Annotated in this window: 14 protein-coding genes; 3 read left to right on the top strand and 11 right to left on the bottom strand. The window is 43.4% G+C overall.

The features are described 5' to 3' along the window. Positions 1 to 45 precede the first annotated feature (45 nt). The 10 genes from rfbF to hpsE (NDI33_RS00255) all read right to left on the bottom strand — a co-directional run bounded on the left by rfbF (position 46) and on the right by hpsE (NDI33_RS00255) (position 11,060). Positions 46 to 819, bottom strand: a complete 774-nt coding sequence (rfbF, locus tag NDI33_RS00210) for a glucose-1-phosphate cytidylyltransferase (protein WP_190412202.1) — start codon at positions 817 to 819, stop codon at positions 46 to 48. A gap of 308 nt (positions 820 to 1,127) precedes the next feature. Next, on the bottom strand, positions 1,128 to 1,475 hold the full coding sequence (locus NDI33_RS00215) for an SMR family transporter (protein ID WP_190412201.1): 348 nt from the start codon (positions 1,473 to 1,475) through the stop codon (positions 1,128 to 1,130). 45 nt (positions 1,476 to 1,520) lie between these two features. Then, positions 1,521 to 2,105 (bottom strand): YqeG family HAD IIIA-type phosphatase, encoded by a 585-nt coding sequence (locus NDI33_RS00220; RefSeq protein ID WP_190412200.1) that lies wholly within the window; start codon positions 2,103 to 2,105, stop codon positions 1,521 to 1,523. 67 nt (positions 2,106 to 2,172) lie between these two features. Further along, positions 2,173 to 3,153, bottom strand: a complete 981-nt coding sequence (locus NDI33_RS00225) for a decaprenyl-phosphate phosphoribosyltransferase (protein ID WP_190678052.1) — start codon at positions 3,151 to 3,153, stop codon at positions 2,173 to 2,175. A gap of 571 nt (positions 3,154 to 3,724) precedes the next feature. After that, complete coding sequence (locus NDI33_RS00230) at positions 3,725 to 5,140, bottom strand: glycosyltransferase family 87 protein (protein WP_190678055.1); 1,416 nt, start codon at positions 5,138 to 5,140, stop codon at positions 3,725 to 3,727. Between the two features lie 148 nt (positions 5,141 to 5,288). Then, positions 5,289 to 6,593 carry a hypothetical protein gene (locus tag NDI33_RS00235; RefSeq protein ID WP_190678058.1) on the bottom strand — a complete coding sequence of 435 codons (1,305 nt, stop codon included), beginning with the start codon at positions 6,591 to 6,593 and terminating at the stop codon, positions 5,289 to 5,291. Positions 6,594 to 6,633: 40 nt separating this feature from the next. Continuing rightward, on the bottom strand, positions 6,634 to 7,500 hold the full coding sequence (locus tag NDI33_RS00240; protein ID WP_190678060.1) for a glycosyltransferase: 867 nt from the start codon (positions 7,498 to 7,500) through the stop codon (positions 6,634 to 6,636). A 74-nt stretch (positions 7,501 to 7,574) separates the two neighbouring features. After that, entirely contained in the window at positions 7,575 to 8,744 is a 1,170-nt protein-coding gene (locus NDI33_RS00245) for a glycosyltransferase (RefSeq protein WP_190678063.1), read from the bottom strand. Between the two features lie 185 nt (positions 8,745 to 8,929). Next, complete coding sequence (gene hpsE / locus NDI33_RS00250) at positions 8,930 to 9,907, bottom strand: hormogonium polysaccharide biosynthesis glycosyltransferase HpsE (protein ID WP_190412194.1); 978 nt, start codon at positions 9,905 to 9,907, stop codon at positions 8,930 to 8,932. Positions 9,908 to 10,031: 124 nt separating this feature from the next. After that, positions 10,032 to 11,060 carry a hormogonium polysaccharide biosynthesis glycosyltransferase HpsE gene (gene hpsE / locus NDI33_RS00255; RefSeq protein ID WP_190412193.1) on the bottom strand — a complete coding sequence of 343 codons (1,029 nt, stop codon included), beginning with the start codon at positions 11,058 to 11,060 and terminating at the stop codon, positions 10,032 to 10,034. Between the two features lie 900 nt (positions 11,061 to 11,960). Between hpsE (NDI33_RS00255) and NDI33_RS00260 the strand changes: the two genes are divergently transcribed. Next, a complete protein-coding gene (locus NDI33_RS00260; protein WP_190428861.1) occupies positions 11,961 to 12,152 on the top strand; it encodes a hypothetical protein in 192 nt (63 codons plus the stop codon). A 101-nt stretch (positions 12,153 to 12,253) separates the two neighbouring features. On the opposite strand, the gene NDI33_RS00265 is transcribed toward NDI33_RS00260, so the two are convergent. Next, the gene (locus tag NDI33_RS00265) at positions 12,254 to 13,729 is read right to left on the bottom strand and encodes a leucyl aminopeptidase (protein WP_190678066.1); all 1,476 of its coding nucleotides are present in this window, start codon (positions 13,727 to 13,729) and stop codon (positions 12,254 to 12,256) included. 145 nt (positions 13,730 to 13,874) lie between these two features. Between NDI33_RS00265 and NDI33_RS00270 the strand changes: the two genes are divergently transcribed. Beyond that, entirely contained in the window at positions 13,875 to 14,981 is a 1,107-nt protein-coding gene (locus tag NDI33_RS00270; RefSeq protein WP_190678069.1) for a class I SAM-dependent methyltransferase, read from the top strand. Between the two features lie 48 nt (positions 14,982 to 15,029). Continuing rightward, positions 15,030 to 17,261, top strand: a complete 2,232-nt coding sequence (locus NDI33_RS00275) for a transglycosylase SLT domain-containing protein (RefSeq protein ID WP_190678072.1) — start codon at positions 15,030 to 15,032, stop codon at positions 17,259 to 17,261. The last annotated feature ends 622 nt before the right edge of the window (positions 17,262 to 17,883 follow it).

Below are 17,883 nucleotides of genomic sequence, written 5' to 3' on the forward strand. Positions count from 1 at the left end.
TTGCCCCTGCAACTGAAATGGATGAGTGTTTATCCTAAAAATTTGTTACCAAACTTTCCAAGGAGCATTCCCACTCTTCCAAAGTTCTTCTAGGTAGTTCTTATCTCGTAAAGTATCCATTGGTTGCCAAAAACCAGGATGTCTGTAAGCAGCCAGATGTCCATCTTGAGATAATTTTTTCAGGGGTTCTTGCTCCCAAATTGTGGAGTCATCTTCAATATAATCAATGACTTCCGGCTCTAGAACAAAGTAACCCCCATTAATCCAAGCACCATCCCCTTCAGGCTTCTCCCGAAAAGTGGTAATTTTATGTTGATCGGGTTCTAAAGAAATCGCTCCAAAACGTCCCGGTGGCTGAGTTGCAGTCAAGGTTGCCAAACACTTTTGCTCTCGATGAAAGTCTATTAGCTCTTGAATATTGACATTCGCTACGCCATCTCCATAAGTAAAGCAAAAGGTTTGATTCCCAATATGCTCTCTAACTCGCTTTAAGCGTCCTCCGGTCATCGTTTGATCTCCGGTATCTACCAACGTGACTCGCCAGGGTTCGGCATAGCCACAATGCACATTCATTTGGTTAAACCGCATATCAAACGTGACATCGGACATATGTAGGAAGTAGTTGGCAAAATACTCCTTAATTACGTAGCCTTTATAACCACAGCAGATAATGAAATCGTTGATTCCATAAGCTGCGTAAATTTTCATAATATGCCACAGCACAGGTCGTCCACCAATCTCCACCATCGGCTTTGGTTTGATTGTGGTTTCTTCCGTGAGTCGAGTTCCAAGCCCTCCAGCTAGTATCACTGCTTTCATGCGATCGCCTCTTTTTTCATGAAAATGAATCTATACCTTTAGATAGATTCATGTATAATAGAAATGCATTCTTAGTCGAAAAAATCAATTTTCTCTAATTAAATATTCTAAGCGGAAAATACTGAGATATCTGTAAAGATACAGTAAACAAATAGAGGGTCTTTATTAAAACTTTAAAAAGTTGAGCCTCTAGTAGTTTTAAATTTTTAACTCATAAAAACAGCAAAAAAATCGCAAAATCGACTAATTTTGCGATTCAAGCTTGTAGGCTAGAGCAGTAGCCTAGAAGGTTGCCGATAGAATACTAACTATGTTATTGAAGACAATCTGCCAAAAGCGATCGCGCAAATTCCACTGATCATCAATCCCACTCCCACCCAATCAACCGGAGAAACCTTCTCCCTGAGAATAACTGCTCCGGCAATCGTCGTTGCTACCACCGTTAAGCCAATCACCACTGGATAAGCAACTGATAAATTAAACTTCCCCAAAACTAAAATATAGAAAACTGTACTGAGACCATAAACTAAAATCCCACCCAGCAAGTAAAGATTTAAGGGATTTTGACCGGCTCCCAATTTTAACAATGTTTGTGCGAGAGTATTTAAGCCAACGGTCAGCAAGATTAAAAAAGGAAATAGAAGATTAGCTAACATAAACAACGACACTTTCTTGGATATTCAGCTTGCTTAAGCCATCGCTTAATAAAAAGAATCAAAATCCCAAAGCTCGCGGTCGTTAGGCCACGGCGTTTGGACTCGTTTTCCCAGGAGTTTTTCCCACCATCGAAAGGGATGAGGAAGCGTGGCAACTTGGATGCTCGCACAGCCGCTTAGCCATGCCCCTAACACATCTGTATGACGGCTATCACCAATAACGACAACTTGTTTTGGTTTAAGCCGCATATATTTGATGGCTTTACGGAAGGCAAAAGGAAAGGGTTTCTTGGCTGGGTTGATTGCTGGAATCTCTAGACGATGGGACCAAGCCTTTACCCGATACCGGCGCTTGCCATTCGAGAGAATGAAAAATTGAAATCCTTGTAATTTTGCCTGTTCGATCCAAGCTTCGGCACCAGGAGACACGTAGCGATCGTCTTCAGAAACAATGGTGTTGTCTAAATCGATAATAATCCCTTGAATTCCGCAAAGCTTTAGCCAGTCAAGCTCTATGGCTGCCAAGCTGTACGCCTCTCTCGGAAAACTGTAAGGCCCCTGGTTGACAGCCGGTTTTTTAGATTTTTGTTTAACAGAGCGGGAAAAGAACAGAGACACTCGGTTTAACATTTGGTCATTTCACTCACAGCCACAACAAGTTCAGCCACAACAAGTTCAGAGACTAACAACTCAAAAATTACTCGATTAGCCCTTGACGTTTCAGGAATAGAATGACAAAGCTGGTAACGATCCAAGAGAGTACCGTCAGGAGAATCGGCACGTCTTTTAATAAAATTTCCTCCGGACGCTCAGTTTGTCCTCCTTCGTCATCGATATCACTTCTCCGAGCGATTTCTTGCGAATCGCTCAGTAGCTGATAGCGGAAAACCCCGTATAAAACAAAGGGTAATGTAAGTAACATCCAAGGTGTTGATGCTCCACGAACTTGAGGTCCGGAACTCCAGATCGCGTAGGTCATGACTGCGCCGGTTGTCACTGTATTTTCCATGCGGCTGAGTAGAGGCAACGAGTAGCGCTTCAATACAGACCGGGTCTTGCCACCTCTAATTGACAATAGCCGCAGTTCTGCTTTGCGCTTTTCCACACCCAGAAACAAAGCCAGCATAGCAGTACACAGGAGAAACCAGGGGGATAAAACAATGTTTGTTGCAGCAGCACCTGCATAGGCTCGCAAGACAAAACCCATTGCGATCGCAATAATATCCAAAATCACAGTCCGCTTCAGCCGCAGGTTGTAGGCAATTTGCAGCAGTGCGTATGCGGTGATGGTTGCTCCCAAGTAGGGCGATCGCAACCAGCCGACAATTAAACCAGTACCCAGCAAACAGACTGCCATTACCATCGCCACTGGTACGCTGACTAAGCCTGCGGCAATGGGTCGCTTACTCTTGACTGGATGTAGACGGTCAGCTTCTACATCTGCAATGTCATTGAGTAGATAGAAACTACTCGAAGTCAAACAGAACAAAGCAAACGCCAGTAAAGAGGCTAGCAAAGATTCCAGATTAATACTGAAAGCAAACAAGGGCGCTGCAAAAACAATCAGATTTTTTGTCCACTGGCGTGGTCTTAAAGCTTTAATATAAGGAAATTTTATAGAATTATCAGCTAGCTGAGTTGAATTTTGTTTATCACTGGGAAATCCGGGAATTTTCATTTGCTTTTAAACCTTTTTTCTGATAGAAATAATTTTTTTTAGGCAGATTCACTGCAAAACTTCGTTTTAAAGTACCCCAGCTTGTAGTAAATACTACAGTCAACAACACCACGGTTTAAATGACTTTTATTCCCAAGCTGTGGATGCATCTGTATGTAGTCAATGATTTCCGACTTTAGAACTCAATACCCACTTTACTCTACTCTCCTAAGTACCAAGTCCTCCAGTAAGCAGTGCTGCTTTCATGCAATAACCTCGTAATTCTCACCGAAAGTAGCTTTTTTATCTAGATGTATCAGTTTAAGCCGAGATTAAATAAGATAAAATTTAATCGCTTATTCCGTAATGATTTTAGTCGAAAAACCGTTAATAAACTATCAAGACTCCATAAATATGCATTCTTTTATATAAAGATTTGGCAAAGAAGGCAATTTCTCACCTAACTTCCTAATTTGGTAAGAGCATCCGAGAAAAATACGCAGGTAAGTTGCACAATCGTTGATAACTAGTTATGTTAAGTAGGCTCTGATAATTTTAAAGGTTATTTGCAGCAGTTCACTACTAATTATTACTACTCCATAACTACGTTATTTTGAGGGTTATCGTTACTCTCATTTATCTCATATTTCGTACCCCTTAAAATGTATAGACATACTAAAACCATCAAACCGCCAGCCAGTAGATAAGACAGAAAAATGTTTAAGGGGAGAAAAGCTATTTTTTTGTACGCTAAATCCTTAGCGATCGCAAAATAATTACTGGTTAAGAAATAACTTATAGCCAGGAAATAAATCGTAAACTTTCCTAATACTTTTTTGGTTAATAAATAAGGAAGTAAAAAAGCATAAATTGGCAAAAGAATCCCATAATGATGTTCCCAAGCAATTGGAGAAGCAATTGTAGAGGTTAATGCAATAATAGAGAAATCCGTGATACTTCCTTTCTCACTCGTTAGCATTGGCAAGAATAGAGCCGCTGAAATTAAAGCGATTGAACTTAGTACTGTTCCCAAGTAAACCCAAGGGTTATAGGGCGGGAAAGAATTATGATTAAAGTTAAGAATGGGATCGTTAAATAGCAATCTATTTAAAACACCATTAATTGATTGGTTTGTAAAAAAAGTTTCGCCGTGCTTGGAAATAAATGATAATACGCTTAAGTAGTTAACATGATCTGCAAAGCCGATTAAGGATATTGAAACTATCAATCCAAGCAAGCTTGTGGCGATAAATCCCAGAGTAAAGCTCCATTGCTTACGCAAAATTCCCCATATCAAAATCAGAGCATACTGGGGCTTAATCAGGCACATTATTCCTCCTAAAATGCCTGCGATTTTTTTCCTATCTGTCATCCAACACCAAAAAAGCACAGCAAACAAAGCATTAAGCCAACACTGAATTTGCCCTAATGTATAGGCTTTCACTACTGGGTAAAAACTCAAACTTAAACAAACTAGGAAAAAATTGATAGCAATTCGCTCGAATCTGGATATGGCTACGTTTTCTTTCCATTTGTATTTTTTTAAACTTAAATTAAATATTTGAATAACAAAAAAAATCGTTAAAATAATAAAATTCCATGAAATAAATTTTAAATTATTAAATATGGATAATCCAATATTTCCTAGAAATCCCTCAACTACATTTATTTTTAGAAAATAGAAGACTAGCAGAGAGCTAGGGGGATACTGAAATTTTGTTTGTTCTTCAAAAAAAACTTTAGCGTATAATAATTGCTGATGCTCAGATTGAATATAGTTGAACGCTTCTAGCATGGGTTCCCATGAATCATTGATGGTTCGCCCGTACCGCAAGAAGATTTCAGTTCTAGATAATCCTAGGTCTTTCCACTCTGTAGAAAACAGGGTTATTAATATAAAATTTACGACAACAATATTAGCAAAGGTAAAGACCAAGAGGTTTCGAGTTAAAGGATTTAATCTTCGCCAATAGTTCAGTAAATTGACTAAAATAAGCAAAAAATACATATGCTTCTTCTATACTCCTTAACTAGATTTAAATTTGATATTTTTGTTAGTTCGCTTTTTTAGCCCTATCAACTCCTTTAATCAGTTCAAGCTAGCTTACGGCAAATTCGCACTACTTAAACATGCCCTATCTTGACTACGAAACTCGTTATACTTTGTTCAAGCTTAAATTTGATTGTTGATACAAGGAAACTAACGTGTCAACGAATTGTGCATTGTTTAAAAGTTGGGTGATTACAAACAGTAATAACAAGGCATTTAATACTTTTGAGCTAATCCCTTCTGCATGACTATAGAATTTTAGAGAAAGAGCCATCCAACTCAATACTAAAAAAGTCCAATTCGGAGTAAACAAGAACAGCTCATAGTCTTTTCCATAAATATTATGTAGTAAAAAATTAAATAAAATACAAAAAATTAAACTCCTCATTATCGGCATTTTATCGGCGCGAAACTTAATAAAGGCATAAAGACTCCAAAGGAGTAAAACTGTCCACAGCAAAAAAGCGATAATGCCTGGTATATAAAGTGCTGTAATAGATGGAGGATCGAAGTTCACCCAAGGTGCAGGTGCAGAATTAAGTTTTACCCAAGAAGGTGGGTTATCTTCAATAGTTCTCCATATATGCGGCTTAATGGCAATAAAATTGAATATAAAAATATATCCTAGCAATTTTAGGATTCTCGAAAAAATACTGCTAGATTGATCGGGCAAATTTACATAATCTCCCTCTTTAGAGTAATAACTTCCTGGAATAAAAAATAGATCGGCACTTGGATATATCAACTTCTGCAAGAGGTTCAAAGCAATAGCACCAGACAAAACTAACCCGATGAAAATAATCAGTTTTGTAAAAACTTTTTTATTAAACCTACCCTGATAGATGCTGAAAAAATAGGCAATAATCCCCTGCACTACGTTACTTATTACCATGCCGAGCGCAAAAATAGTTGCTAGAACCATGTAGATTAAGCTGCCTGGGTAAGCAACTGCCAGCAAATAAATAATTATCAGACTACAGGCAGCGAAAATAAACGTATCGGGAACCGAACTGAAAAATATATGAGATGTAGATAATCCTAAGATAGCTGAGTAGAGAATGGCGTGAAAAGGCTTAAACCCCAGTTTCTGGAAAAAAACTAAGGTTAAAACAACGCAAACAGCTCCAAAAAAGGTACTAAATAGTATGCCAACAATTTCCCCAGAACCAATTATTTTTTTGAGTAAAAATCCTAGAGGATTAAAGACAAGAATAAATAAAGGATGAGTATGAGTGCGCCAAAAATTAATTTTATACGTGGTTAGTTGAGTAATAACTCGATGATAATCTGAATGAAATAGTAAGTCGGAACGCTTGACTCCAAGTACTCCGGTAAAAAAAAGAGACAAACTGGAGAAAAGGTAAAGTATCCAAAAGGTTAGAAATGTTCCAACTCTAATTCTTGAAAACATTTAAGATTCTGTCCTGTATCTCAGACAATAATTGCAATTCTTAGAAGGCTAAAATCCGGTACTTGACGCAACCTTGTAAACGTCCTATGCGCCAAGCCAAATCTTTTACCCATTTACTACGGGTTTCCTTAATGAATACTTCTTTTGGAAGGCGCTTTAACAAGTGCAACCAAGCTTTTCCACTGGTCTTCCATGAAAGCTGGGGCATACCCAAGGGTTGATACTTTTTATATAGAAAAACATCATACTCTCCCCACAGGCGTGCCTGCTTGTACATACCGTTCAGAGTGCTGCGGAGCCGGTAATGAACAACTGCGTCTTTTACAAAGTGAAGTTTTATCCCGGCAAGTTGGATCCGCCAACAATAGTCTACATCTTGCAGTCGGATCATGTTTTCATCAAAACCGCCGATAGATTCATGCAGAGAGCGTTTAACACCAAGATTGCAGCTACCTGCAAAGGGCAGATAAGGAGGATATTTGTATTCAAGAAGCTCATTTCGCTGCTTAAGTGTATAAACTTTTTGTACCCAAGGCTCGTTAAGCTTTTGATATTCAAGGCGACCTGCTACGAATTCATACTTCGAGAGCGCTTCCCCCATAGCAGCAACCCATCCAGGAGCCACTTCGTCGTCAGCATCGCAGAACACCAGTGCGTCGCCAGTCGCCGCTTTTGCAGCCGTATTACGTGCAAAGGAACGCCCTTGCTGTTTAGATGAATCAACGATGCGGAGATTGGGTAACCGTTCTTTATATTGTTCCACAATTGCTAGTGAATCGTCAGTGGAGCCGTTATCGGAGATAATTAATTCCCATGAGTCAAAGTAGTCTTGGTTTGCCAATGCTTCAAGTTGAATCGCAAGGGTATCTGCTGCATTAAAACAGGGAATAATAATACTTAACTTCATAAATCAATCTTCCGCTTCGCACCCGTATCTATATTAAGTAATTTTATGTACTGGCTACTTAATATATTTGACACCTATTCTCTTTGCAAGTCATCTTCAACTTTATCTAAGACTTTAGTCACAACCTCCTGATATCGAGTTAGGCTAAAAGTATTCAACGCTTTCAGGCGAGTCTGTTCCCAGTCCACAGGAGGGGCTGTACCATTGACGATCGTAAGAATTGTTTGAGCGATTGATTCACCTGTCGGTTCGCAAGTCCAAAAGTCTACTTCTGGGTCGAAGAATTCTTTTAAACCAGGAAAGTTCATATTCAAGGTTGGTATTCCCATTGCAAGGGATTCGACTAATTTATTGGGGGTTGCACTATTACGCGCCCTTTCGTTATTACCAAATACACCTAAGGCTAGGTCGCAATTTTCTACTAAATATTTAGGTAGAGAGCCATCAGAAAACTTTAAATCTTTTCTAAGAAAAACGCGATCGCTTAGTTCCTCTTGCTTGATTTTCTTTTCGTAGGCATGAAACCGTTCTGCATATCCAGATCCATAAGCACCAAATAAATTGCAAGTAAACGGTATCTCTTTTTCCTTTAAAATTTTCATGGCTTGTAATATATTATCTACTCCGTGTAGAGGAAGAATTGTTCCCCACCAGCAGATATTTAGGATACCATCCCCCATAAATTGTCTTTTAAGGCTTAGTCTAGATTCGGTAAATAAAGGAGCAATAAAAACTTTATTTTGATCGAGTTCAACGTCTAAAACTTTTGCCCAGTAAGCAAGTTCATAAGCGGACAGGTGAATGATATAATCTGTTTTTGTAAACGCTAGGATATCTTTCTTCAATATTTCTTTGGCTGCTTTACTTCCTTCTTGAATGTCATCTTTATTTCTTACATAAGTGTCATACATCGATATGTATGGTTCTATGACCACTTTATTTTTAAAGATTTTTGACACCCACAAAGCACTTTGAATAAAATTAGCGCTCATTGGCAATACGTAGATTACGTCTGCCAAAGCAGCTTTTACAAAAAGCTCTATAAGATAAAATTTAGAGAAAACTTTGCGAATAAATTGAGTAAAAAAGGTTTGTCTTCCTCTTCCTCGGAGGTAAAAATCTGGATAGACGAAGGAAACATAGTATCCAGAATCCAACAAAAACTTGAGCAAATTTTCGCAACGATAAGCTCCATGTACATTTCCATAGAGCAAAACCTTGATTTTTTTCTTGAAAATTGACATGGTTGATGCAGCTACCCTTTGAAAAACCAGTTCAACCAGGCGAAACTTAGCACGTCTATGTCAAGTTTAGTTCAATAGACGTTCGTTTGATTAATTGAACCTTATTAAAAGTCAACGGTTATGAGCTTAATAAAATCAATTAACAAAATTCCTCGAACTACTTAGTTGTAATTCTTGTACTTCTACTAATTTTTCCCCGTTAGAAATTTTATTTGCATACTTTTTTTCAAAAAATAAAATGGACTCACTAAACTGCTCAAGAAAAATTCCATTTCGCAAGCAGCAACCAGGTCAGTTTTCAACTTACCTCTATATTTAATTAGTTGAAGAATGGCTCTACGCAGGTTTCCTAAAAGGATTCTGGTAATAATAATTGGCTTTTGCCAATTATTAGCATTAATCATGCGTAGCTGACAAATACTTAAGCCTACCCCTCGAATCAGGGTTATTAAGTAATCTTTCTCTAACCGCCACTTGGGAATTTGATGATAAATACACATTTCGGGGTTGTACCAAATTTCCCAACCAGCGCGTCCGATGTAGAGTAGCGCTTCAAAATCTTCTCCTTTGGCTGCCAAGGATGACCCAACTGGTCCCTGAAGAACAAGTTGAGCGGGAACGTTGTCTAGCCACACTTGCTTTTGGACAACTAATCCGGCTCCTGGAGGAAGGCTTAAATTCTCCGGGTCGTATAGATTAGGTTTTGAACCTCTTTCTTTCAGTGCCAAAAAAGATTGAATTCTTTCAAAGTTTTCTGGCGGATAAACTTCAAATTCGCCTTTTATCTGACCTCCAAAAGCACCTGCTTTTGGATGAGATTTCCCGAAGGAGTAGGCTGCTGCTACCCAATTTGGGTTCGGAAAATTATCATCATCCAAAAAACCAATAAAAGTACCTCTTGCTTCCTTAATGGCGCGTAGTCTTGCAAACACTGCGCCTTGCTGTGGCTCAAAGTAATACATGAGCGGATATGCTTGAGGCCAGTTAGATTGATATTCTTGAATGATTTTGGCGGTGTTGTCAGTGCTATTGTTATCGACGACAACCACTTCCCAAGAAATCTGCTCGGTGCCTACCTGCGATCGCAATCGCTCCAAAACGGCTGGTAGAAGCTTTTCCCCGTTGTAAGTGCGAATTGCTACAGTAAAGTCTACCTTAGACATATCTACAAGCCCAGCCCTGATTGGGGTTCAGAAGTTGCCTTCAGAGTAGCCGTGGATTGAGCTAGCGTCAACCCCCACGGCTAATTGTTGTCTCCAGTCCAATTTTAAATTTAACCAACCTTTCTTATGGGGCAGTAGATACTTTGCGATCTACTAGTCCCGGTAAAGAATTAATGTCTTCTCTCAAGCCAAATATTTTAGCTTGTCCAAGTTCTAAGTATTTATTTTTGAAAAGGAAAAAGGGACTAATCAAGCTAGATAACAGTAGTTCCCGCTCGCAAGCCGCAATCAAATCTCTTTGATCTCCTCGATATTTAATCAGATGGAGCATTAGTCTGCGGAGATCGTTGAGCAGGTAAGCTGGAAAAGCTACAGGTCTTTGCCAGTTCTTCAGACCGAGCATCCGTATGTGATACCGACTTAAACCCACGCAACGGATGAGAGAAATTAGGTAATCTTTTTCCAATCGCCAGCGGGGAATTTGATGGTAAACACGCATTTCGGGATTGTACCAGATTTCCCAACCCGCGCGCTGAATATGCAATGTGGCTTCCAAATCTTCGCTTGCTAACTTAGCTTCTCTCCCCTTGTGATTGAGGACGAGGCGCTTAGGCACGTTCGCAAGCCAAGCTTGCTTGCGAACCACTAATCCTGCCCCTGGAGGCAGGATCTTCTTGCGTGGTTCGTAAAGGCTGGCTTCCGCACCTCGATCCACTAATGCCAAGAAACAAGCAATTTTTTTAAAATTTTCAGGTGGCTCGATTTCAAAATTTCCTTGGATTTGGCTACCGTAGGCACCCGCTTCTGGATGCGCTTGACCGAAGGCATAAGCAGCAGCAACCCAGTTAGAGTCAGGCAGATTGTCATCATCTAAAAAGCCAATTAAAGTGCCTCTGGCTTCTTCAACAGCCCGTTGGCGAGCAAATGCAGCTCCTTGCTCAACTTCCAACGTGTAGTGTAGCGGAGCAACTTCTGACCAGTTGGCTTGATATTCTTGAACAATTTTTGCGGTTTTGTCGGTGCTGTTGTTATCAACAACAATAATTTCCCACGAAAAGTGTTCGGTGTTGATCTGCTCTCTGAGTCGATCGAGAACTTCGGGTAAACGCTTTTCACTATTAAAGGTGGGAATGGCTACTGTAACGTCAACCATAAGTTTTGACCGGTTTTTTGAGTAGATAGATGCCGATGTTGTGTTAGTAGAGCTTGGGTGAGAACACCAACTTCAAAACGATGCAGATTAGTAGTACCTACTGCTCTTGCACTTTCCCCTGAATGGCGTGGGGTACGTCGAGCTTTGTAGAAGGCCTACTAAATCTTCCCCGCGATAATGCTTAAGTAGACTGACAGCGAAGCGGTTGCTGGGTTGAGCGATCGCTCTCTCGTTACAGTCAACCTCAGTTATCTTGGTTAAATCTACACCATTGGATCGGGGTTTTTACGGAAAACTTTCTTAAAGCTTCATAAGATTTTACCCAATACTTACGAACTCATCTACACATGGGTTAAGTATCTTTACTCAAGCTTTAAATTTCCGGGTTTTGTGGGGACTCTTGTGAAGTTTAGATAAAGTTAGATTAAAAGGATCGCCAAAAACGACTTTTATTGTCAGTCCATATTTTAAAGAGATGCGCACGTAATATCATCTGTAAGAAGACATAAATGGGATTCGGCAATCGAGCCTTTGGGTATACCCATATACTTCACCGTGGGGAGCGAGCAGATAAATTGCCTAAATTCTCGTGGTGTTGGGGGTAGCCCGCAGGCATCCTCTGGCAGTGAGTCTGGGTTCAGCAGTGACCGACTCCAAGGGTACAGCAGAAATTAGCGAATCCCTGGACGTGGGACACGGCAAGCCGTCTACTTCACCCTGGCGGGAGACACGACCTAATTAGGCTCGTTCCGTTAAAATATTTGGAAAAGTAAATCTTTAATGTCTTTGAGTTGGAGGGTGCGGCTTCTCCCCTCAAAATGTGCTGAGTATTGAGCATTCTCTTGCTTGGCTCAGTTCTCAATCCCGAACAAACTGGGGTGTAGGTCGCGCAAGTATTTGATGAATTCAGAAAACCGCAAATTTACACCGGAACAATCTCAGTCGCAGCCAGAACCAGTGCCGCAGCTCAAGCGCACCGTTCATCCAGACAGCCTGAAATTTATGAATATGGCAAAAGAGATTCTCGATAGCCCTGCTGTTCAACAAGCTGTTGAGGGTGAAAAGCAAAAAACAAAAGACGGGAACGAATGAGTGATTGAGTTGTCGTAGGGACACAGGCATTGCCTGTGTCCCTACGACAACTCACCATTCCCGATTACCAAGCCTTGGATAATCGGGATGTCTCTGAGATATCAGTGGCTCAGGACCCAGTTAACGAGAGTGCGGACACCGTAACCCGTAGCACCGGAATTGTTGACACCGTTCTCTTTATCCGCCCAGACGGGACCGGCAATGTCGAGGTGCGCCCAAGGTGTCTCTTGGACGAACTGCTTTAGGAATAAGGCAGCCGTAATCGAACCACCCGGACGAGGGCCGGTATTTTTCAGATCGGCAATCGGAGACTTGATGCCTTCAAAGTATTTCTCTTCCATCGGCATCCGCCACAGCTTTTCCCCTGCCTTTTCCGATGCTTGCAGCAACTCTTGAGCAACTGTGTCATCGGGGGTAAACAACCCAGCAATATCATCGCCTAGGGCAATGACGCAAGCACCCGTCAGGGTGGCTAAATCGACAATGGCATCAACGCCGAGCTTTTCCGCAAATACCAGCGCATCGGCTAAAGTCAATCGACCTTCCGCATCCGTGTTGTTCACTTCAATCGTTTTGCCATTGGATGCCTTGAGGATGTCGCCTGGGTGCATGGCGTGACCGCTGATCATATTCTCAGTGACGGCTGAGATAAAGTGAACTTCAACATCTGGTTTGAGTTGACCAATTGCCTTCGCCGCACCGAAGGTAGCCGCAGCACCTCCCATGTCCATTTTCATGGTTTCGATGCCGCTACCCGCGCCCTTAATGTTCAGACCACCCGAATCGAAAGTCAGACCCTTGCCGATGATAGCCACTTTCCGGCGGGGTGTTCCTTCTGGCTTGTAAGTGAGATGGATGAATTTAGGGGGCATATCGGAAGCTTTGGCAACACCGAGGAACGCCCCCATGCCCAATTTTTCGCACTCTTCTTGTTCCAGAATTTCCAACTGGAGGTTGTGGTTAGACGCGATCGCTTGTGCGGTTTGAGCCATCGTTATGGGAGTGCATTCATTCGGCGGTGCAGCAACCAGTTCCCGCGCCAGAATCACCCCCGAAGATAGGAATTGAGCGCGATTAATGGCTTCTTCCTGACCTGCCAATCCGAGTAAATCCACCCGCTCTAGCTGCGGATCCTTATCCTCCGGTTCTGACTTAAAGCGATTATCCTGATGAAGAGCTAGCAGTATCCCTTCAGCGATCGCGCCAGCCGTTGCATCGGGTGCCTGATTCCACACCGGCAGGCTAATCCCCAGGATTTTACTCTTTTCCTTCTTCGCTAACCGCGCGATCGCCGCACCAATTCGCCGCAGAGTATCCGGTTGAAAAGCCTCTGCTTTCCCCAGTCCTACCAGAATAATTTTCCGAACCGGGCTACCTGCACCCACGCGGGTGACGGCACTACTCCCTTCTTTTCCCTTAAATTCTGTTTCTGCAATCAGTTCGTTCAGCGTACCGGCAAACTTCTCATCCAGCACCGCTAAATCGTCTGTCACCTCTACCGCATCCTCAAAAAAACCAAGGGCGAGAGCGTCCCCAGCCCAGTCCAAACGCGGCGTATCAATCGCTCGAATATCCATCCCCGGCTCTTACCTTAAAGCACTACCTGTAACAGTATTGCTCAAAAATCATCAACAAGACTCGTCTGCCCACCCGCGTAACTTGTCCCCTGTAGATACACTTTATAGGAATACACTTTTTCCGATTGGACTTAGGAGCGGATTGATGGTTTCAAAAGCTAGGGGAGAACCCCAACCTCTTTCGTCGCCATCCAATGCGCCAGTTCCTAGCAACCAGTCGGTAGCCCGCCCCGATCCGAGCGTGCTACAGCAAGATATCCAGAGACAGTTTAATCATCATTCCTCTGCCCGCGGTGAACTGACGATGCCCTGCGTGCCATCAATGCTAGATTATGCACTCAATCGGCTAGTGCGGCTGTTTGAGGCGATTGGTCGCCAACTCTCTCCTGAAGAACTGCAAAAATTGCGCGATTTGATTGCATCTAATATTCAAGAAGGTTTTCTGGCTTCTCCTCATGCTCGATTAGTCATTCAGTACCAACCCGATCCTACTTCCTTAAATAGCCTCACCTGTAACGTCTCAACCAGGATTTTATCGGTTGCCCAGGAGTACCAGCAGTGGATTCAGAACCGAGAGCCGCCCCTATTTGGTAGTCACCCAGACGCGAAAGTCATGGCAACGGCTGCCCAATTTAGAGATCCGGCTCGGAACCCAATTCTTGATGTGGGAGCAGGAACAGGTCGCAATAGCCTTCCCTTGGCGCGAAAAGGCCATCCGGTTGATGCTTTAGAATTGACTCCTGGTTTGGCGGAACAAGTGTTAAATGCGGCAGTGGCGGAAAATTTACCGATTCGAGTCATCCAGGGTGATATCCTCGACCCCTTGGTGAGAATGCGACCCGCTTATTACAAATTTGCAATTGTGGCGGAAGTGGTGTCTCACTTCCGGGATAACGATCAAGTCCGCTTACTCTTGGCGAAAATGTGCGATGTTATCCAAGGTAGCGGTCTGTTGCTGTTCAACCTCTTCTTAGCTGTGGATGGATATGAGCCAAACGATCGGGTGCGGGAAATGTCACAGGTAGCGGCATCGTATATCATGACGCGATCGGAGCTGAAGCGAGCGATGGAGGACTTACCTCTGGAAATGCTGTCAGATGAGTCTGTGCTTGATTATGAGCGCGCTCACCTTCCGCAAGAGGCATGGCCCCCAACTAATTGGTTTGTATCCTGGACGAGCGGACGTGACGTGTTTCCCATCCAAGAAACCCCTCCGATGGAGCTGCGTTGGATTCTCTGTAGACGGTACTAACGGAATACAAGGTTGTTGCCCTTTTTGGGTTGGTAAGGATAAGGATCGATGCTAAAGCTTGCACAGAAAAATAAAATTTTGCTAAGTGTTGGAGCCGGACTACTAGCGCTAGTCGCTGGAGCAACGCTGTCAGTCCCGCAATTAACCAGTTGGCTGGAGAAATTAACCCCGAACGGTCAGTCCCCCGATAAAACCCTTTTGAATCCGGGGAGCCAATCCAAGAATTCTGTTTTGCCATTGGCGTCGCTACCGGCGGCACAGCGGGTCGCACAACTCGAAGAGATCGCCAATGGCACCCCATCCCCAGAACGCAATCGCGCCCGCTATCTGTTGGCGAACGATTCGCTCCAACAACAGCAGCCTAAAAAAGCGATCGCGTCTTTGGAAGGATTGGAGGCAGACTATCCGGTTCTTGCCCCTTACATCGCCCTGAAACGCGCCCAAGCTTACCAACTTGCCGGGGACAAAGCAAAAGCTACCGCAGCTTGGCAGAATTTACTCGAAAGTTATCCCGATAATCCGGTCGCCGCAGAAGCGTTGTTTGTGTTGGGGCAAACGAATCCTAAGTATCGAGAACAAGCGATCGCTCAGTTCAAAAGCCATCCGCGCACCCTGGAAATTGTGCGTTCTTCCCTGAGTAAGAATCCCAATCAACCCAGATTACTCTTACATTTAGCCAAAAATGCTCCAAGCGACCCCGGCATTCTCCCGATTCTGGATCGGCTGGTGACTTTGCAGGAAGCGGCGCTCAAACAGCAAGGTACAGGGCTACTCAAGCCAGAAGATTGGCAAGCGATCGCTTATAGCTATTGGGAAAACGGTCAGTACCGCAAAGCCGGACAAGCCTACGCCAAAGCCCCCCGCACCTCCCTCCACGCCTACCGCATTGGGCGCGGACTCCATCTCGGCGAGAAACGAACCGAAGCGAAAATTGCTTATCAACAGATGATTCAGCAATTTCCCGATGCCAAAGAAACCGGACTCGCTTTGAGGCGGCTGGCTTCTTTATCATCCCAGCCACCGGAAGCGATCGCCTATCTCGACATCGTCATCCGCAAATTTCCCGACGAAGCCGGTGAGGCACTCCTCGCCAAAGCCGAAATCCTCGATCGTCTCAACAGCGACAAATCAGCCGCAGAAGCTCGTCAATTGCTCCTGACTAAACATGGCAGTTCCGATGTCGCGGCAGAATACCGCTGGAAAGTCGCCCAAGCCAAGGCGACGCTAGGGGATTTCTTAGGGGCTTGGCAATGGGCGCAACCAATCGCCAACCAAAACCCCAATCATATATTGGCTCCCAGAGCTGGCTTTTGGGTCGGCAAATGGGCCGCAAAACTAGGGCGTCAGCAGGATGCAAAAGCCGCATACGAACACGTACTAGCGAAATACCCCCAGTCTTACTATGCGTGGCGATCTGCCGTCTTGTTGGGCTGGGACGTCGGAGACTTTACCACCGTGCGTCAATTGTCCCCGCAGGTGGTGCGACCTGACGAGCATCCCATCCTACCTGCCGGGTCTGAAACGTTGAAGGAATTGTACCAGCTCGGTCAAAAATGGGATGCTTGGACGCTCTGGCAGGCAGAATTTCAGAACCGGATGCAGCCAACCGTTGCCGAACAATTTACTAACGGCATCATGCAGGTGGGATTGGGCAACCACCTGAAAGGAATGAACCTGGTCTCGACTCTAGAAGACCGAGAAACACCCGAAGAGCAAGCTGAATACAAAGCAATCCGCAAACAACCAGTTTACTGGCACACCTTGTATCCGTTCCCGTTCTTGGAAATTATCGAAAACTGGTCGCAACAGCGCCAGCTCAATCCCCTGCTTGTCACCGCCCTGATTCGGCAAGAGTCCCGATTTGAGCCAAAAATTCGTTCGGTTGCGGGTGCAGTTGGCTTAATGCAGGTCATGCCCGGAACCGGCAAATGGGTGGCGGATAAAATTGGCGTCAAGCAATTTAACACCGAAAATCCCAACGATAACGTGAAGCTGGGTACCTGGTTTTTAGATTTTACCCACAAGGAATACAACAATAATTCCTTGTTAGCGGTTGCCAGTTACAATGCGGGTCCCGGTAATGTATCGAAATGGCTAAAAGAGAAAGGGCCATCTATCGATCCTGATGAATTTGTCGAAGAAATTCCCTTTGAGGAAACTAAAGGCTACGTCAGACAGGTGTTTGGGAACTACTGGAATTACCTTAGATTGTACAATCCACAGGTTGCCCAGTTGGTCGCCAAATATTCGGATGGTCAGCCAACTGCACTCAAAAATTAATCAAAGACTTCTTGCAAAAATCTTTTAACTCGTGTAAAAGCACAATTTTATTTAGCCTGCTCTCGTCTGGCTTTGTCATTTTTGCAAGAAGTTTCATATATCCTGAAAACTTGAAGAATTTTTAAGCATTTCTGGGCAGCTTCTAGCAGGTAATATCTGCGGCTATCCAGTGATTGCTGAAACATCCGCGTGTCTACTCTCTGTTGGGGGATTTTCTCCCAGATGTGAGGGGATAATATAAATTTTTCATGAATTTGTGTTAATCAATTTTGAACACTGTTGTTCTCATAGAAGCGATCGCTTGCTGCCTAAAATTTCCTCGCGCCCACTGACGGGGATCACTAATCTTCGGCTGTTCGCTTAAATCGATTATCCTGGTTTAGATAGAGTTCCATGTCAATGGCTGCTGAGTGAAGCAGTCAGCGCGGGAGCTTGTATCACCCAATAACCAGCGAATTCAAAGAGTTTTGCGCTTGTGCTTCATTCATTAATCGGGCACCAGCAGCGACTGCTTTGTAAGAGCTGTCTAATTTCAACGTTTATTGTTTAGTTCCATAAGCATGATGACCGCGAATCAGGCTACCGGAACCCAAGCGTATGATGGCACGGCTACCAACTTTAA

The organism is Trichocoleus sp. DQ-A1 (assembly GCF_039961955.1).
Classification (GTDB): Bacteria; Cyanobacteriota; Cyanobacteriia; order Cyanobacteriales; family FACHB-T130; genus FACHB-T130.

What these genes read in the sequence shown, in the direction of transcription:
- rfbF (WP_190412202.1), bottom strand. Translation starts at nt 819, where the DNA reads ATGAAAGCAGTGATACTAGCTGGAGGGCTTGGAACTCGACTCACGGAA.
- NDI33_RS00215 (WP_190412201.1), bottom strand. Translation starts at nt 1,475, where the DNA reads ATGTTAGCTAATCTTCTATTTCCTTTTTTAATCTTGCTGACCGTTGGC.
- NDI33_RS00220 (WP_190412200.1), bottom strand. Translation starts at nt 2,105, where the DNA reads ATGTTAAACCGAGTGTCTCTGTTCTTTTCCCGCTCTGTTAAACAAAAA.
- NDI33_RS00225 (WP_190678052.1), bottom strand. Translation starts at nt 3,153, where the DNA reads ATGAAAATTCCCGGATTTCCCAGTGATAAACAAAATTCAACTCAGCTA.
- NDI33_RS00230 (WP_190678055.1), bottom strand. Translation starts at nt 5,140, where the DNA reads ATGTATTTTTTGCTTATTTTAGTCAATTTACTGAACTATTGGCGAAGA.
- NDI33_RS00235 (WP_190678058.1), bottom strand. Translation starts at nt 6,593, where the DNA reads ATGTTTTCAAGAATTAGAGTTGGAACATTTCTAACCTTTTGGATACTT.
- NDI33_RS00240 (WP_190678060.1), bottom strand. Translation starts at nt 7,500, where the DNA reads ATGAAGTTAAGTATTATTATTCCCTGTTTTAATGCAGCAGATACCCTT.
- NDI33_RS00245 (WP_190678063.1), bottom strand. Translation starts at nt 8,744, where the DNA reads ATGTCAATTTTCAAGAAAAAAATCAAGGTTTTGCTCTATGGAAATGTA.
- hpsE (WP_190412194.1), bottom strand. Translation starts at nt 9,907, where the DNA reads ATGTCTAAGGTAGACTTTACTGTAGCAATTCGCACTTACAACGGGGAA.
- hpsE (WP_190412193.1), bottom strand. Translation starts at nt 11,060, where the DNA reads ATGGTTGACGTTACAGTAGCCATTCCCACCTTTAATAGTGAAAAGCGT.
- NDI33_RS00260 (WP_190428861.1), top strand. Translation starts at nt 11,961, where the DNA reads ATGAATTCAGAAAACCGCAAATTTACACCGGAACAATCTCAGTCGCAG.
- NDI33_RS00265 (WP_190678066.1), bottom strand. Translation starts at nt 13,729, where the DNA reads ATGGATATTCGAGCGATTGATACGCCGCGTTTGGACTGGGCTGGGGAC.
- NDI33_RS00270 (WP_190678069.1), top strand. Translation starts at nt 13,875, where the DNA reads ATGGTTTCAAAAGCTAGGGGAGAACCCCAACCTCTTTCGTCGCCATCC.
- NDI33_RS00275 (WP_190678072.1), top strand. Translation starts at nt 15,030, where the DNA reads ATGCTAAAGCTTGCACAGAAAAATAAAATTTTGCTAAGTGTTGGAGCC.